The sequence below is a fragment of the Nocardioides sp. Root240 genome (assembly GCF_001428825.1).
GTDB lineage: Bacteria > Actinomycetota > Actinomycetes > Propionibacteriales > Nocardioidaceae > Nocardioides.
On sequence record NZ_LMIT01000002.1, the window covers coordinates 1 to 15,967 of the forward strand.

The following is a 15,967-nucleotide window of genomic DNA, read 5'->3' on the forward strand; positions in this document are numbered from 1 at the left end:
AGCCTGCCAGCGCCGATGGTACTGCAACCGAGAGGATGTGGGAGAGTAGGACGCCGCCGGACAATCATTCCAGTAGAGGCCACCCTCAAGGGTGGCCTCTACTGTGTTTTCCCGACACACTTCTACTTCAATAGCGACCAGACGAAACAGGTGCAGGCACGTGGCAGAGCAGCGAGGACGCCGAGACGACGGCGGGCGGTCGGGCGCACCCCGACAGGGCCAGGGCGGCCCCCGCAAGGGCAGCACGTCGCGCGGCGACGGCGGCAAGCCGCGCAGCGCCAGCACTGGCTCTGGTCGTGATCGCAAGCCCTTCGAGCGCAAGGACGGCGACCGCAAGCCCTTCGACCGATCGAAGGATGGCGAGCGCAAGCCCTTCGACCGGTCCAAGGACGGCGAGCGCAAGTCGTACGACCGCAAGGACGGCGACCGGAGGCCGGCGAGCGAGCGTGGCGGTCGGGGCCGGGGCAAGCCCGAGGGCGCCGGTTCCCGGCGTACCGGCGGTCCGGCGCCCGAACGTCGTGAGCGCACGGTCGAGCAGTCGGTCTACGACGGCCCGCCGCTGCCGGACGAGATCACGGGTACCGAGCTCGACAACTCGATCCGCGCGCAGCTGCGCAGCCTTCCGGAGAAGCTGTCGCTGCGCGTCGCCCGTCACCTGGCGGCAGCCGGTCAGCTCGTCGACGAGGATCCGGAGACGGCCTACCAGCACACGCTCGCGGCAAAGGCACGCGCATCGCGGATCGCCGTGGTGCGCGAGGCGGCGGGCGAGGCGGCCTACGCCGCGGGGCACTATGCCGAGGCGTTGGCGGAGCTGCGTGCCGCGAAGCGGATGAACGGCGCCACGGCGTACCTGCCGATCATGGCGGACTGCCACCGTGCGCTGGGCAACCCGACCCGCGCGCTCGAGCTGGCGAAGAGCCCGTCGGTCGCGAACTTCTCGTTCGCTGCGAAGGCCGAGATGACCATCGTCGAGGCGGGCGCCCGACGTGACCTGGGCCAGATGGACGCCGCGCTGCGCACCCTCGAGGTCGCGCACATCAACAGCAAGAGCCGGGAGGCGTGGGTCGTGCGCCTGCGCTACGCCTACGCCGACACGCTCGAGGCGGCGGGGCGGCTCAACGACGCGCTGGCGTGGTTCCACAAGACCAACGCCATCGACGCCGAGGAGCTCACCGACGCCGCCGAGCGCGCCGAGGCGCTCGAGAAGGTCATCGACCGCTCGAAGGACGCCTGAGCGACGTCACTGCGTCGCGGTGCCGTCCTCGATCTCGGGGCGGCCCGCGAACGTGACGATGGCCTGCTGCGCGCCGGCCGGCTGGGTGTCCCAGCGGACGTCCTCGCGGTAGGCGACCTTGATCTGGTCGACGACCGCGATGGCGGGCTCCGCCGACTCCAGCTTGAGGACGATCGAGTCGCCGGTGGTCATCCGCTCGCCCTCGGGGTTCACCAGGTCGGAGCAGAACTCGTCGGGCTTGCTGGTCACGCCGACGGTGCCGCGACGGCACAGCAGCGGTGTCACCTCGATGTCGGCGCTGGTCGTCGCGTGGACCTTGACGCCGGAGATCCGCAGGGTGCGGTCGAAGCCGTCCGGCGGGGCGAACATGCCGACGTACAGGGGAGTGTCGACCACCCCGCTGGCGCTGACCGTCTTCTCGGTGGTGGGCAGCTTCTCGGGCGTCATGGCGTACCAGACGAACCAGGCGAGGAGCAGCAGCGCGGCGAGGCCTCCGACCGTCAGGCGGCCTGAGCGGGTCTGGAGCGAGATGCGCGGCAACGGCAGGCGCGGGACGCCTCCCAGGTTGCCCCCGGCACGGCGTGACGGCTTCTCCGCCCTGCGTCGGCCCGGCCCCTGGCCGGCGTTGGACGCGGCTCCCCCCTCGGTCATGGTCGAACCTTAGGACACCGGTACGCCGCTGCCGCGCACCTGTCACACTCCTGCGCATGACTTTCCCCGCAGTGAGGATCCCCGAGCAGCCGAAGCGGCCCACGCTCGAGGGGAGCGTCGCGGTCCGTGACGGCCGTCGGCTGAGCTTCGCGGAGTACGGCTCGCGGCGGGGACCGGCGCTGGTGTGGATGCACGGCACGCCGGGCGCACGACGTCAGATCCCCGTCGACGCCCGGCAGTACGCCGAGGACGCGGGCCTGCGGATCATCGGCATCGACCGCCCAGGCATCGGGTCGTCGACGCCGCACCTGTACCCGAACGTGCTCGACTGGACCGAGGACCTGGCGTTGCTGCTCGACGCCCTCGCGATCGACGAGCTGCGGGTGATCGGCCTGTCGGGCGGCGGTCCCTACGCGCTCGCCGCCGGTGCGGCGATGCCGGACCGGGTGCAGGGCGTCGGCGTGCTCGGAGGCGTGGCACCGACCCGCGGGCCGGATGCCGCCGAGGGAGGGATCATCCAGCTGGCGGTGCACGCGGCCCCGCTGCTCGCGGCGACGCGGGTGCCGCTCGGGGTGGCGCTGACCGGCGCGATCCGTACCGTGAAGCCGCTCGCGGGCCCGGCGCTCGACCTGTACGCCGCCGTCCAGCCGCCGGGGGACAAGAACCTGCTCGGCCGCCCGGAGTTCAAGGCGATGTTCCTCGATGACCTGCTCAACGGCAGCCGCTTCCAGACGTCGGCGCCGCTGTCGGACCTGATCCTGTTCACCCGTGAGTGGGGGTTCGGCCTCGAGGACGTCCGGGTGCCGGTGCGGTGGTGGCACGGGGACGACGACCACATCGTGCCCTTCCGGCACGGCCAGCACTGCGTGGACCGGCTCCCGAACGCCACGATGACGACGATCGACGGCGAGAGCCACCTCGGTGGCCTCGGCATCGCGCAGCAGGTGATGGAGACCCTGGTCGCGCTGGGCGCCGAGGAGGGCCTCTCGACGTAGTCGAGGACACACGCGCCGGACGCTGGTGTCGGCGTGTCCCATGGGCCACAATGGTCACCACAACCACACATCTGTCGCTCACGCGACCGTTGGCCACTTGTCCGATGACGACCCACTTCCGGGGAGACCGCTGGGGAAGGCGTATCTCGCGCCGGAGGTAGGGAGAAGTCGAGGAGTTCGTGGTGACCGGAAGCATGAGTGCAACCAGGGGCGTGTTCTACGTCCACTCTGCGCCGTCCGCGCTGTGCCCTCACATCGAGTGGGCGGTGGGCGGCGTCCTCGGCGTTCCCGTGAACCCTCACTGGACGCCGCAGCCCGCGCAGTCGGGCAGCTACCGTTGCGAGTTCTCGTGGTCCGGCAAGGTGGGTGCGGCGGCCGAGATGGCCTCCGCGCTGCGCGGCTGGAACCACCTCCGGTTCGAGGTGACCGAGGAGCCGACGTCCGGGACCGAGGGTGCGCGCTTCTCGTACACCCCCGACCTCGGTGTCTTCCACGCCGTGACCGGCATCCACGGGGACATCGTGATTCCCGAGGACCGGCTCAAGGCCGCCGTGGTGCGTTCCGCACTCGGCGAGGTCACCCTGGAGATCGAGATCGACAAGCTGCTCGGCAAGCCCTGGGACGACGAGCTGGAGACCTTCCGGCACGCCGGCGAGGGCGCCCCCGTGCGCTGGCTGCACCAGGTCGTGTGACCTGCCCCTGGAACCAAGGCAAGAGGCCCCGGCGCGATGCGCCGGGGCCTCTTGTGCGTCCTGAGGGAGGATCAGGACGCTGCGTCCTGAGGGAGGTCAGGTCGCCTCGGGTCAGCTGGCCGACCCGAAGATGACGGCGACGTTCGCGCCGCCGAACCCGAAGGAGTTGTTGATCGCTGCGATGTCGCCCAGGGGCAGGTCGCGCACCTTGGTGGCGACGTCGAGCTCGACGCGAGGGTCCTGGTTGTCGAGGTTGATCGTCGGCGGGGCGACCCGGTGGTGGACCGCGAGGACCGTGGCGACCCCCTCGAGGGCACCGGCGCCACCGAGGAGGTGACCGGTCATCGACTTGGTGGCCGAGACGACCAGGTTGCCGGCCTGGGCGCCGAGCACAGCGTGCAGCATCAGCGACTCGGCGACGTCACCCTGCGGGGTCGACGTCGCGTGGGCGTTGACGTGCGCGACGTCCGCGGCGGAGATGCCGGCGTCCTGGACCGCGAGCTTGAGCGCGCGCGTGCCGCCGCGACCCTCGGGGTCGGGCTGCGCGATGTCGTGCGCGTCGGCGGTGATGCCGGTGCCGAGGACCTCGGCGTAGATCCGGGCGCCACGGGCCTTGGCGTGCTCGTAGGACTCCAGCACCAGCGCGCCGGCGCCCTCACCGAGGACGAAGCCGTCGCGGGCGGTGTCGAACGGGCGGGAGACCGTGGTGGGGTCCCCGTCGTTCTTGGAGAGCGCCATCATGTTCGCGAACGCGGCGATGGGCAGCGGGTGGATCGCGGCCTCGGTGCCGCCGGCGATGGCGACGTCGACCCGGCCGAGCCGGATCTGGTCGGCGGCCAGCGAGATCGCCTCGTTGCCGGAGGCACAGGCCGAGACCGGCGTGTTGACCGGGCCGCGGGCGCCGAGCTTGAGGCTGATGGTGGCGGCGGGCGCGTTGGCCATCAGCATGGGGACGGCGATGGGGGAGACCCGGCGCGGACCCTTCTCGAGCAGGATCTCGTGGTTGGACAGCAGCGTCTGGACGCCGCCGATGCCGGACGCGAAGGCGACGCCGAAACGCTCGCTCTCGAGGTTGCCGGCATCCTTCACGGCGTCGAGGCCGGAGTCGGCCCAGGCCTCGAGGGCCGCGACGAGCGCGAGCTGTGAGGACCGGTCGAGGCGGCGGGCGACGACGCGGTCGAGGACCTCGGTGGGGTCGACGGCGGCGACGCCGCCGATCTTCACGGGGAGGCCTTCAGCCACGTCGCCGAGGTGACGAACCCCGGACCGACCGGCGAGCAGGCCCTCCCAGGTGCTGGCGACGTCGCCGCCGAGCGGGCTGGTGGTGCCCAGGCCGGTGACGACGACACGGGTGCGTGACATGGCTGAAGGTCTCCGTCCGGATCAGGCGGCGCTGTTGCGCTCGATGTAGGCGACGGCGTCGCCGACGGTCTTGAGGTTCTTGACCTCGTCGTCGGGGATGGTGACGCCGAACTTCTCCTCGGCCTCGACGACGACCTCGACCATCGACAGGGAGTCGACGTCGAGGTCCTCGCTGAAGGACTTGTCGAGCTGGACGTTCTCGGCGGGGATGCCGGCGACCTCGTTGACGATGTCGGCGAGGGCGGCGCGGATCTCTTCGGTGCTCATCTTCTTCTCCATGGGTGGTGGGTGGAACTCAGTTGGTCGGAAACTCAGGGGACGGTGACGACCTGGGCGGCGTACGCCAGGCCGGCGCCGAAGGCGATCAGCAGCGCGAGGTCACCGGACTTCGCGTCGCCCTCGGCGATCATGCGGTCGAGGGCCATCGGGACCGAGGCCGCGGAGGTGTTGCCGGCGTCGATGATGTCGCGCGCGATCTTCACCGTGTCGGGAAGGCGCAGCGTGCGCGCCATCGCGTCGGTGATCCGGTTGTTGGCCTGGTGCGGGACGAAGCAGTCGAGCTGGTCGACCGTCACGCCGGCGCGGTCCAGGGCCTGCTGGGCGACCTTGGCCATCGCGTACGACGCCCAGCGGAACACCTCGCTGCCCTTCATCGACAGGTAGGGCATGCCCTCGCCGTCGGCGATGATCTCGCGGACGTCGGGGGTGCGGATGTGGTCGTAGTGCTCGCCGTCGGAGCCCCACACGACCGGGCCGATGCCGGGCTCGTCCGAGGGTCCCACGACCACCGCGCCGGCGCCGTCGGCGAAGATGAACGCGGTGCCCCGGTCGGTCGGGTCGGTGATGTCGGAGAGCTTCTCGACGCCGATGACCAGCACGTGGCGGGCACTGCCGCCGCGGACCATGTCGTTGGCCAGCGCGACGCCGTGGCAGAAGCCCGCGCAGGCGGCGGAGATGTCGAAGGCGGCCGGCTGGGCCGTGCCGAGCGCGTGCGCGATGGCGGTGGCGGCGGACGGCGTCTGCAGCAGGTGGCTCACCGTCGCGACGACGACCGCGTCGATCTGCTGCGCGTCGACGCCGGCGCGCTCGAGCGCCGTACGGGAGGCGGCGACGGCCATCGAGACAACGGTCTCGGTGTCGTCGGCGAACCGGCGGGTCCTGATGCCCGAGCGCTGCTGGATCCACTCGTCGCTGGAGTCGATCGCGTCCACGATCTCGGAGTTGGGGACGATGCGTGCGGGCCGGTAGGAGCCGATGCCGAGGATGCGCGCGTGGGCCGCGCCCTGCTCGGTGCGGATGCCGCTCATGCCGGCACGACCTGCTGCGCGTGACGGGCGCAGAACTCGCGGGCCTCGTCGAGCTGCTCCGGGCTGTTGAGCGCGAAGGTCTCGACGCTCACGCCACGGTCGCGGAAGAAGCGCTTGGCGATGCCGGTGAGGGTCCCGGACGGCGGCAGCTCGAGGAAGCCGGTCACGCCGAGGTCGACCATCGTGTCGAGGCAGAGGTCCCAGCGGACCGGGCGGGCGATCTGGCCGACGATGCGGGTCAGCACCTCGCCTCCGTCGGTCAGCGCGGTGCCGTCGGAGTTGGTGAGGAAGGGCGTCTGCGCGTCAGCGGTGGCCACCGAGCGGGCGAGGCCGGTGACGTGCTCGACGGCCGGCGCCATGTGCGAGGAGTGGAACGCGCCGGCCACGGAGAGCGGGCGGAGCCGGGCACCCTTGGGCGGGTTCGCGGCGAAGGCCTCGAGCTGCTCGAGCGTGCCGGCGGCGACGATCTGGCCGGGGCCGTTGTCGTTGGCCGGGGTGAGGCCCTGGGCCTCGATCGCGGCGAGGACCTCGTCGCGGTCGCCTCCGAGAGAAGCCGTCATGCCGGTCGGGGTGACCGCCGCGGCGTCGGCCATCGCCCGGCCACGCTCGCGGACCAGCACCATCGCCTGCTCGGGGCTCAGCACACCGGCCAGGACGGCAGCGGCGAGCTCGCCGACGCTGTGGCCGGAGACCGCGCCGGCCTGCTGCGGGCCGAGCTGCTGCGCCGCGACCAGCGCCGCGCCCACGAGGAGCGGCTGGGCGATCCTGGTGTCGCGGATGGTGGCCTCGTCGGCCTCGGTGCCGTAGTGGACCAGGTCCAGGCCGGCAACGGCCGAGAGCCACTCGAGGCGGGCGGCCGCATCGGCGTCCTCCAGCCAGGGCGAGAGGAAACCGGGGGTCTGTGCCCCTTGTCCGGGGGCCACGATCACGAGCACACGTCCAGACTGCCGGGAGGCACCCGGTGAGCGCGCATCAGCCGCCGACGAATCTGACCCGGTGGCTTTGTGGGAGTCCTACAAGCCGGCGTCAGATGCCGGCTTGGCGACCCAGCACGAGCGCGAGCTGCAGGACCAGCGCGTCACGGGGGACCGACGGGGTCAGACCGGTCAGGTCGCCGATCTGGCCGAGACGGTAGCGGACCGTGTTGGCGTGCACGAACAGGGCACGCGCGGTGGCCTCGATGCCGGCGCCGTTGGCGAAGTAGGCGACGAGGGTCTCGACGAGCTCGCCACGGGACTCCGCGAGCGGGCGGTAGAGCTGGTCGACGGCCTCGCGGCGGGCGTCGTCGTCGCCGGCCAGGATCCGCTCGGGGAGCAGGTCGTGGGCCGACACCGGGCGAGGTGCGTCGGGCCAGCCCACCGCGGCGCGGAGCGCGCCCAGGGCGACGCTGGCGGAGATGTGGGCTTGGGAGAGGTCGCCGGCAACCGGGCCGACCACGACCGCGCCCTCTCCGAACAGGTTGACCAGCGGCCCGGCGTCCTTCTCGGGCTCGGTGACGCCGCCGAGGATCACGACCAGCAGGTGCCCCTGGACCGCGCAGAGGGCGTCCAGGCCACGCTGCTGGGCGACCCGTCGTACCTCGTCGAAGACACCGCTGTGGGTGCCGGCCGACTCGGAGGCCGCGTTGCCGACGACGACGGCGACCTCGCCACGGGCGGCCCAGCCGACAGCGCTCGCCCGGGAGAGGACCGATTCGTCGGTCTCGGCCCGCAGCACCGCGTCGACGACGAGCGCCTCGAGCCGGGCGTCCCACCGGCCGCGGACCTCCGCGGCGCGGGCGTAGACCTCGGCCGTCGCGAAGGCGACCTCGCGGCCGTAGCGCAGCACCGCTGCGTGCACCTCGTCCATGACGTCGGCGTCCAGGAGCAGCTGGATGTTGCGCTCCACCTCGTCGATCGTCAGCTTGATCAGCTCGACGGTCTGGTGGAGGTCGACCACTCCGGCCATCGCGCGGGGTGCGGCGCCGAAGACCTCGACGACCAGCGCGTCGTCGTCCGGCTCGACCCCGCCGCCCTCGGCGAACCAGTCGACGAAGGCCTTCACGCCGGCCTGGACGATCATCCCGACCCAGGAGCGTTCCTCGGCGCCGAGCTCGCGGAACCACGACAGGTCTGCCTCCATGCGGCCCACCGCGGCGGTGCTCAGCGAGCCGGTCGCCGCACGGAGCTGCCGGGTCGCGCTCTTCCGGGCGGCCGAGCCGGTGGGGGACATGGGACCAGCCTAGGGCGAGACGCGCCACCCGCTTCAGAGGGCACCGATTCGGGCGGTCGGGTGTCGCGGGCGGGCGCGCCGTGATTGAATCGTCCATCACCTGCTAGCAGGAGCAAGCACCTGCTAGCTCGTCGGCGAGGGGGACGCGATGGCCGAGAAGACCGACCCGGCGGGCGATGACGTGCAGTACGTCACGCTCCACGGCAAGAAGCGCGCCTTCGTGGTCAAGGGCAGCGGCCCGGCCCTGCTGCTCCTGCACGGTCTCGCCTGCGACCACACCACGTGGTCGCCCGTGATCGACGAGCTGGCGAAGAAGTACACCGTGATCGCACCCGACCTGCTCGGCCACGGCGTCTCCGACAAGCCGCGGGCCGACTACACGCTCGGTGGCTACGCCAACGCGATGCGCGACCTGCTGACCGTGCTCGGCATCGACAAGGTGACCGTCGTGGGCCACAGCTTCGGCGGCGGCGTGGCGATGCAGTTCGCCTACCAGTTCCCCGAGCGCACCCAGCGGGTGATGCTCGTCGCGACCGGCGGCCTCGGTGCCGAGGTGACGCCGCTGATCAAGCTGATCCAGGTGCCCGGCTGGTTCCGGGTCATGGGCGTGCTCACCCTGCCGGGCGTGCGCCACCTCGAGACCTTCGCGCTCCGCACCGCCTCCGAGTACGGCGACGTGGGCCCGCTGCGCAAGTACACCCGCGACCTCGGCGAGGTCGCCGCCATCATCGAGTCGTGGAAGGACCGCCGCACCCGCTTCGCCATCCGCCACCTGGTCCGGGCGGTCATCGACTGGCGCGGCCAGATCGTCACCATGTCGGACCGCGCCTACCTCAGCGACGCGATGCCCATGGCGGTCGTGTGGGGCCGGGACGACAAGGTCATCCCGGTGCGCCACGCCAGCAACGCCGCCGCGCTCGCGCCGGAGGTGCGCGTGGAGGTGATGCCGGACGCCGGCCACTTCCCGCACAAGAACCACCCCGAGGAGTTCGTGCGGATCCTCGACGACTTTGTGAGCACGACCGAGCCGGCGACGTACAACCGGGCACGGTTCCGGCGGATGCTCAAGGCCGGGGCCACCGGTCCCGTGTCGCCGGTGGCCGCGGCCACGACCGCCTGAGCACCTCCTGAGCACTCCGGGGCGTGCCCTCAGGCGTCGCCGCCCTCCTGCAGCACGCCCGCCACCGCGGTCGGGTCGTCGATGCGGTACTTCTCGAGCGCGTCCTTGACCCGGCCGGGGTCGATCTCGCCGGCATCGGCGAGCGCGGCGAGCGCCTGCACGACGACCGACGGGGCGTCGACCTGGAAGTAGCGGCGAGCGGCGGGACGGGTGTCGGCGAAGCCGAAGCCGTCGGCGCCGAGGACGTGGTAGTCGGCGGGCACCCACGGCGCGATCTGCAGCGGGACCGCGGTCATGTAGTCGGAGACCGCGACGACCGGCGCCGGGCTGTCGCCGAGCGCCTCGGTGACGTACGGCGTGTGGTGGGCCTCGTCGGGGTGGAGGAGGTTCCACTTGCCGGCCGCGATGCCGTCGCGGGCCAGCTCGTTCCACGACGTGACCGACCAGGTCTCGGCCTGGACGCCCCAGTCCTCGGCGAGGATCCGCGCGGCCTCGGTGATCCACGGGAACGCGACGCCGGAGGCCAGCAGGCGGACCCGCGGCCCCTCCGCGTGGCTGCCGGGGGCCGTGACCCGGTGCATGCCCTTGAGCAGGCCGGCCACGTCGAGGCCTTCCGGCTCGGCGGGCTGGTCGACCGGCTCGTTGTAGACGGTGATGTAGAAGATCACGTCCTCGCCGCGCGGGTGCGTCTCGCTGGCGCCGTACATCCGCTCCAGGCCCGAGCGCATGATGTGGCCGACCTCGTAGCCGAAGGCCGGGTCGTAGTGCACGACGGCGGGGTTGGTGGCCGCGATCAGCGGGGAGTGCCCGTCGGCGTGCTGCAGGCCCTCACCGGTCAGCGTCGTGCGGCCGGCGGTGGCGCCGACGAGGAAGCCGCGGGCGAGCTGGTCGGCCATCGCCCAGATCGAGTCGCCGGTGCGCTGGAAGCCGAACATCGAGTAGAAGATGTAGAACGGGATCATCGGCTCGCCGTGGGTCGTGTACGACGAACCGGCAGCGATCGCCGACGCCATCGCGCCGGCCTCGGAGATGCCCTCGTGGAGCATCTGGCCCTGCGGCGACATCTTGTACTGCAGCAGCATGTTGCGGTCGACGGACTCGTAGGTCTGGCCCGCCGGGTCGTAGACCTTCGCGGACGGGAACATCGAGTCCATGCCGAACGTGCGGTACTCGTCGGGCGCGATGGGCACGATCCGCGCTCCGATGCCCGGGTCCTTCATCCAGTCCCGCAGCAGCCGGACGGCGGCCATGGTGGTGGCGACCTTGTGGCTGCCGCCGCCCTTCTTGAGCTCGGCGTACGTCGCGTCGCCGGGCAGCGTCAGCATCGTCGAGCGGTCGACGCGCTGGGGGAGCGAACCGCCGAGCTGGCGGCGCCGCTCCATCATGTACTCGATCTCGGGGGAGTCCGCGCCGGGGTGGAAGAAGGGCGCGGTGCCGGTGGCCTCGTAGGCGGTCTCGAGGTCCCGGTCGCTGATCGGCAGGTAGAGCCGGTCGCGGAACTTCTTGAGGTCGTCCTTGGTGAGCTTCTTCATCTGGTGGGTGGCGTTCTTGCCCTCGAGGGCGTCGATCGTCCAGCCCTTGACGGTGTGGGCGAGGATCACGGTCGGTTGGCCGACGTGCTTCGTGGCGGCGTCGAAGGCGGCGTACACCTTGCGGTAGTCGTGGCCGCCGCGCGGCAGCTTCTCGATCTGCCGGTCGGTCATGTGCTCGACCATCGCGCGCAGGCGCGGGTCCGGACCGAAGAAGTGCTCACGGTTGTAGGCGCCGGACTCGACCGAGAAGGTCTGGAAGGCACCGTCGGGCGTGGAGTTCATCTGGTTGACCAGGACGCCGTCGACGTCCTTGGCCAGCAGGGCGTCCCACTCGCGGCCCCACACGACCTTGATGACGTTCCAGCCGGCACCCCGGAAGTTGGCCTCGAGCTCCTGGATGATCTTGCCGTTGCCGGTGACCGGGCCGTCGAGCTGCTGCAGGTTGCAGTTGATGACCCAGGTGAGGTTGTCGAGCTCCTCCCGCGCGGCGATCCGGATCGCGCCGAGCGACTCGGGCTCGGCCATCTCGCCGTCGCCGAGGAAGGCCCAGACGTGCTGCTGGCTGGTGTCCTTGACGCCGCGGTTCTGCAGGTAGCGGTTGAACCGCGCCTGGTAGATCGAGTTGATGCCGGTCAGGCCCATCGAGACCGTCGGGAACTCCCAGAAGTCCGGCATCAACCGCGGGTGCGGGTACGACGGCAGCCCGGCCCCGCGGCCGTGCTGGACCTCCTGGCGGAACCGGAAGAGCTGCTCCTCGGTGAGGCGACCCTCGAGGAAGGCGCGGGCGTAGATGCCCGGCGAGGCGTGGCCCTGGATGAACAGCTGGTCGCCGCCGCCCGGGTGGTCCTTGCCACGGAAGAAGTGGTTGAAGCCGACCTCGTAGAGGCTCGCGGACGACTGGTAGGTCGCGATGTGACCGCCGACCTCGAGCCCCTTGCGGTTCGCGGAGGAGACGGTGACCGCGGCGTTCCACCGGATGAAGGCACGGATGCGGCGCTCGACGTCCTCGTCGCCGGGGAACCACGGCTCGCGCTCCGGCGGGATGGTGTTGATGTAGTCGGTGCTGCGCAGGGCCGGCACGCCGACCTGCTTCTGCCGCGCACTCTCCAGCAGGCGCAGCATGACGTAGCGCGCGCGCTCACGGCCGCGCTCGTCGACCAGCGCCGTGAAGGAGTCGATCCAGTCCTGGGTCTCCTCCGGATCGATGTCCGGGAGCTGCGTCGGAAGGCCCTCGTGGATGACCGAGGCGGGACGGACGGCCGGGGTGGGGCCGGGGGCTGTGGCATCGGGGGTGTCGGAGGTCACGTGGCCATACTTCCACCCGGGAACCAACCGGGGAATCTACCCGCAAGTAGGCCTTCGCAGGGGTCGACTGGTGCCCGAGGGTTGCGCCCGACACCCCTGCTCCGCTGGACTAGGGTCCGACTCCCGCCCGACGGGAGCTTCGTCGTACCCCGAGCACCCTGGAGGATGCACCGTGACTTCGACCGCCCCTGGCGGCACGACCCCGACCGGACCCGCCGAGCGGATGGGTCTCAAACCCGGGTTGGTGGTCCAGGAACTCGGCTGGGACAACGACACCGACGACGACCTCCGGGTCGCCATCGAGGACACCATCGACGGTGACATGGTCGACGGCGACTACGGCAACGTGGTCGACGCCGTGCTGCTGTGGTGGCGCGACGACGACGGTGACCTCGTCGACGGACTCGTCGACTCGCTGACCGACCTGGTCGGTGGCGGCGTGATCTGGCTGCTGACGCCGAAGATCGGTCGCCCCGGCGCGGTCGACGCGGCCGACATCGCGGAGGCCGCCCCGATCGCCGGCCTGGCGCAGACGTCGGCGGCGACGGTCAGCAAGGACTGGGCGGCGACCCGGTTGGTCGCGCCGAAGTCGGTCGGCTGATCCTCACTCGTCTCGGCAGCGACGTAGCGAACGTCACGAGGTGGGTGCGATGGCAAGGCGTCCGGCACGATGACAGACTGGGCGTCTTTCGAGTGGCGGCAACGCAGCCAGCGTGCCCGCATCGTGACGTGCAGTAGTTGGTGCCGAGTCGAGTGAGGATTGAATAGAGGCATGGGGACGATCGCGAACCGGGTCAAGGACGCCGGTACGAGCCTGAGGATCCTGACCGAGTCGGGCATCGTGCGGCCGTACTCGCCGCTCGTCGTGGGCGGCATGGTCCAGGCGCTGGTCCAGTGGAGCACGACTCCGGCCGGCGGGTTCAAGACCATCGCGCTGCGGATGCCGCAGGCCACCGCGATCATCGACGAGCGCGGCTCGCTGACCTTCGCCGAGCTGCAGGCGCGCACCAACGCGCTCGCGCACGGCCTGCGCGAGCGGGGCGTGAAGACCGGTGACGGTGTCGCCGTCATGTGCCGCAACCACCGCGGCTTCATCGAGGCGTCGATCGCTATCAGCAAGCTCGGCGCCGACGTCCTCTACCTGAACACCGCCTTCGCCGGCCCGCAGCTGGCCGACGTGATCGCGCGCGAGAAGCCGCGGGTCGTCGTCCACGACGAGGAGTTCACGGACCTGCTGGCCGGCGCCGACATCGCCGACCGGGTGCTCGGCTGGACCGACGGCGAGGCCGGTCCCGACAGCCTCGACGGCATCATCGACGCGGCCACGGCCGCGGACCGCACCGGCGACCTCAAGGCACCGGACCGGAAGGGCCGCACGATCATCCTGACGTCCGGCACGACCGGTACGCCGAAGGGTGCGCCCCGTCCGCAGGGCGGCCTGCCGGCGGCGATCTCGCTGCTGTCGCGGATGCCGCTCAAGAGCGGCTGGAAGTGCCACGTCGCGGCGCCGCTCTTCCACACGTGGGGCTTCGCCCACTACCAGCTCGCGATGATGCTCGGCACCACGCTCGTGCTGACCCGCAAGTTCGACCCCGAGGGCGCGCTGAAGGTCCTCCACGACGAGAAGTGCGACTCCTTCGCCGTCATCCCGGTCATGCTGCAGCGCATCCTCGCGCTGCCGGAGGGGACGCTCGAGAAGTACCCGCTGCCGCACCTCAAGGCGGTCGCCTCGTCCGGATCCGCGCTGCCCGGCGACCTGCCGACGCAGTGGATGGACCGCTACGGCGACAACCTCTACTCGATCTACGGCTCGACCGAGGTCGCCTGGGCCTCGATCGCCGACCCGAAGGACCTGCGCGAGGCGCCCGGCTGCGCCGGCCGCCTGCCGCACCAGACCGTCGTCCGGATCCTCGACGCCGACGGCCGCGAGGTGCCGACGGGGCAGTCCGGCCGGATCTTCGTGGGCAACTCGCTGCAGATCGAGGGCTACACCGGCGGTGGCGGCAAGGAGATGATCGACGGCCTGATGTCCTCCGGCGACGTCGGACGCTTCGACGCCGACGGGCGCCTGTACGTCGAGGGCCGCGACGACGAGATGATCGTCTCCGGCGGCGAGAACGTCTTCCCCAAGGAGGTCGAGGACTGCCTCGCCACCCACGAGCGGGTCGCCGAGGTCGCCGCGATCGGGGTCGACGACCCCGAGTTCGGCAAGCGGCTGCGCGCCTTCGTCGTGCGGGTCCCCGACGCCGAGCCGGTCAGCTCCGAGGAGCTCAAGGACCTCGTGAAGATCAACCTGGCCCGCTACAAGGTGCCGCGTGAGATCGTCTTCCTCGACGAGCTGCCCCGCAACGCCACGGGCAAGGTGCTCAAGCGCGAGCTCGCCGCGCTCGAGCCCGACGCGTGAAGTCCGACGCTCGACCGGACGCGACCGGCACGGGTACGGCGACGGGCATCGCCCTCGGGGGACTGGCTCCCGACTTCACGCTGCGCGACCAGTTCGGGCAGGACATCTCGCTGTCGTCGTACCGGGGGAAGAAGGCGGTCGCGCTGGTCTTCTACCCGTACGCGTTCAGCGGCGTCTGCACCGGCGAGATGGGTGGCATCCGGGCCCGCCTCGACGAGTTCCTGACCTTCGACACCGAGGTGCTCGCCCTCTCCTGCGACCCGGTCTACGCGTTGCGGGCGTTCAGCGACTCCGACGGCCTGAACTTCGCGCTGCTCAGTGACTTCTGGCCGCACGGCGAGGTCGCGCGGGCCTACGGCGTGCTCGACGAGCGGGCCGGTTGCCCCGAGCGCTCGTCGTACGTCGTCGACAAGGAGGGCCGCCTGACCTGGGCCGTCCATCACCCCAAGCCGGAGGCCCGCAGCCTCGACGACCTGCTCGTCGCGCTGCACGCCGCGGGTGATCGATAGTTCGCTCGGCGGCCCGGCCTAGTCCATTTGGATCATTTTTCAACCAAATCGCGGCAAGGCCTTGGTTGGCCCCGAGGTGGCCGCTAGAGTTCTACTCGTTGAACCGCTGGTGACCCGAGACGCCGGCGGTTCAACTCATTTTTGCCCGCTGCCGATGCGGGCACCGGCGCGCCGCTTCGGTAGGCTGGCCCGGCTTCTGGGGCGTATAGCTCAGCGGTAGAGCCCTTCGCTTACAACGAAGTGGTCGGGGGTTCGATCCCCTCTGCGCCCACCACCGACGGCCCGTGCGTCGTCAGTCGACGACCCGTAGCCCCGCGATCCCGTGCCGCCCGCAGGCGAGGCCGAGCGCGACGACCCAGCCGACCACGGTCCAGCCGAGGGCCAGGTTGAGGAAGCCGATGGCGTCGGCGTTCGCCTTGCCCCGGGTCGTGGCGACCGCCCACGGGAAGAGGTAGCCGCAGGTGGCGAAGGTCGCCAGCCAGGCGAGCAGGACCCGGCGCAGACGGTGGCGGTGCCGGTCGCTGACGAGCTCGAGGTACATGGCGGCACGCTAGGGCATGTCTGGCAATGCTCGGTGGATGCTGAAGTCGTCCGGTGCGTGCGATGGCAAGGCGCCGGTGCGTGGGCAGACATACCCTAGTCCCC

The 15,967-nt window shown here is 71.1% G+C and carries 15 protein-coding genes and 1 tRNA gene; 8 read left to right on the plus strand and 8 right to left on the minus strand.

The window, feature by feature from the left end:
• Positions 1–160 precede the first annotated feature (160 nt).
• Complete coding sequence (locus tag ASE20_RS25410) at positions 161–1,234, plus strand: hypothetical protein (RefSeq protein ID WP_056893100.1); 1,074 nt, start codon at positions 161–163, stop codon at positions 1,232–1,234.
• A gap of 6 nt (positions 1,235–1,240) precedes the next feature.
• Here ASE20_RS25410 and ASE20_RS03095 read toward each other — a convergent pair whose 3' ends face one another.
• Positions 1,241–1,885, minus strand: coding sequence for a hypothetical protein (locus ASE20_RS03095; protein ID WP_056893101.1), 645 nt, complete (start codon positions 1,883–1,885; stop codon positions 1,241–1,243).
• Positions 1,886–1,941: 56 nt separating this feature from the next.
• Here ASE20_RS03095 and ASE20_RS03100 point away from each other — a divergent pair, with 56 nt between their 5' ends.
• Both ASE20_RS03100 and ASE20_RS03105 read left to right on the plus strand, forming a co-directional pair.
• Positions 1,942–2,880, plus strand: a complete 939-nt coding sequence (locus ASE20_RS03100) for an alpha/beta fold hydrolase (protein ID WP_056893102.1) — start codon at positions 1,942–1,944, stop codon at positions 2,878–2,880.
• A gap of 194 nt (positions 2,881–3,074) precedes the next feature.
• On the plus strand, positions 3,075–3,572 hold the full coding sequence (locus tag ASE20_RS03105; RefSeq protein ID WP_056893808.1) for a DUF3145 domain-containing protein: 498 nt from the start codon (positions 3,075–3,077) through the stop codon (positions 3,570–3,572).
• Between the two features lie 111 nt (positions 3,573–3,683).
• Here the strand turns inward: ASE20_RS03105 and ASE20_RS03110 are convergent, their stop codons facing one another.
• From ASE20_RS03110 to ASE20_RS03130, 5 genes are all read right to left on the minus strand, one after another.
• On the minus strand, positions 3,684–4,934 hold the full coding sequence (locus tag ASE20_RS03110; RefSeq protein WP_056893103.1) for a beta-ketoacyl-[acyl-carrier-protein] synthase family protein: 1,251 nt from the start codon (positions 4,932–4,934) through the stop codon (positions 3,684–3,686).
• 21 nt (positions 4,935–4,955) lie between these two features.
• Entirely contained in the window at positions 4,956–5,201 is a 246-nt protein-coding gene (locus ASE20_RS03115; RefSeq protein WP_056893809.1) for an acyl carrier protein, read from the minus strand.
• 44 nt (positions 5,202–5,245) lie between these two features.
• Positions 5,246–6,241 (minus strand): beta-ketoacyl-ACP synthase III, encoded by a 996-nt coding sequence (locus ASE20_RS03120; protein ID WP_056893104.1) that lies wholly within the window; start codon positions 6,239–6,241, stop codon positions 5,246–5,248.
• Entirely contained in the window at positions 6,238–7,176 is a 939-nt protein-coding gene (locus tag ASE20_RS03125) for an ACP S-malonyltransferase (protein WP_056893105.1), read from the minus strand. The genes ASE20_RS03120 and ASE20_RS03125 overlap by 4 nt, the downstream gene beginning before the upstream one ends.
• A 91-nt stretch (positions 7,177–7,267) precedes the next feature.
• Positions 7,268–8,452 carry a PucR family transcriptional regulator gene (locus ASE20_RS03130; protein ID WP_056893106.1) on the minus strand — a complete coding sequence of 395 codons (1,185 nt, stop codon included), beginning with the start codon at positions 8,450–8,452 and terminating at the stop codon, positions 7,268–7,270.
• A gap of 148 nt (positions 8,453–8,600) precedes the next feature.
• Between ASE20_RS03130 and ASE20_RS03135 the strand changes: the two genes are divergently transcribed.
• Positions 8,601–9,572, plus strand: coding sequence for an alpha/beta fold hydrolase (locus ASE20_RS03135; RefSeq protein ID WP_056893107.1), 972 nt, complete (start codon positions 8,601–8,603; stop codon positions 9,570–9,572).
• A 29-nt stretch (positions 9,573–9,601) separates the two neighbouring features.
• Here ASE20_RS03135 and aceE read toward each other — a convergent pair whose 3' ends face one another.
• Positions 9,602–12,409, minus strand: a complete 2,808-nt coding sequence (gene aceE / locus ASE20_RS03140) for a pyruvate dehydrogenase (acetyl-transferring), homodimeric type (protein WP_082612115.1) — start codon at positions 12,407–12,409, stop codon at positions 9,602–9,604.
• A gap of 172 nt (positions 12,410–12,581) precedes the next feature.
• Here aceE and ASE20_RS03145 point away from each other — a divergent pair, with 172 nt between their 5' ends.
• The 4 genes from ASE20_RS03145 (at position 12,582) to ASE20_RS03160 (ending at position 15,596) form a co-directional block, all read left to right on the plus strand.
• Positions 12,582–13,010 (plus strand): DUF3052 domain-containing protein, encoded by a 429-nt coding sequence (locus ASE20_RS03145; protein WP_412778604.1) that lies wholly within the window; start codon positions 12,582–12,584, stop codon positions 13,008–13,010.
• Between the two features lie 171 nt (positions 13,011–13,181).
• On the plus strand, positions 13,182–14,813 hold the full coding sequence (locus ASE20_RS03150) for an AMP-binding protein (RefSeq protein WP_056893109.1): 1,632 nt from the start codon (positions 13,182–13,184) through the stop codon (positions 14,811–14,813).
• Complete coding sequence (locus tag ASE20_RS03155) at positions 14,810–15,322, plus strand: peroxiredoxin (RefSeq protein WP_200952703.1); 513 nt, start codon at positions 14,810–14,812, stop codon at positions 15,320–15,322. The genes ASE20_RS03150 and ASE20_RS03155 overlap by 4 nt, the downstream gene beginning before the upstream one ends.
• 199 nt (positions 15,323–15,521) lie before the next feature.
• Positions 15,522–15,596: transfer RNA gene (locus ASE20_RS03160), tRNA-Val, on the plus strand.
• A gap of 18 nt (positions 15,597–15,614) precedes the next feature.
• Here ASE20_RS03160 and ASE20_RS03165 read toward each other — a convergent pair.
• On the minus strand, positions 15,615–15,863 hold the full coding sequence (locus ASE20_RS03165; RefSeq protein ID WP_056893110.1) for a superinfection immunity protein: 249 nt from the start codon (positions 15,861–15,863) through the stop codon (positions 15,615–15,617).
• Positions 15,864–15,967 lie beyond the last annotated feature (104 nt).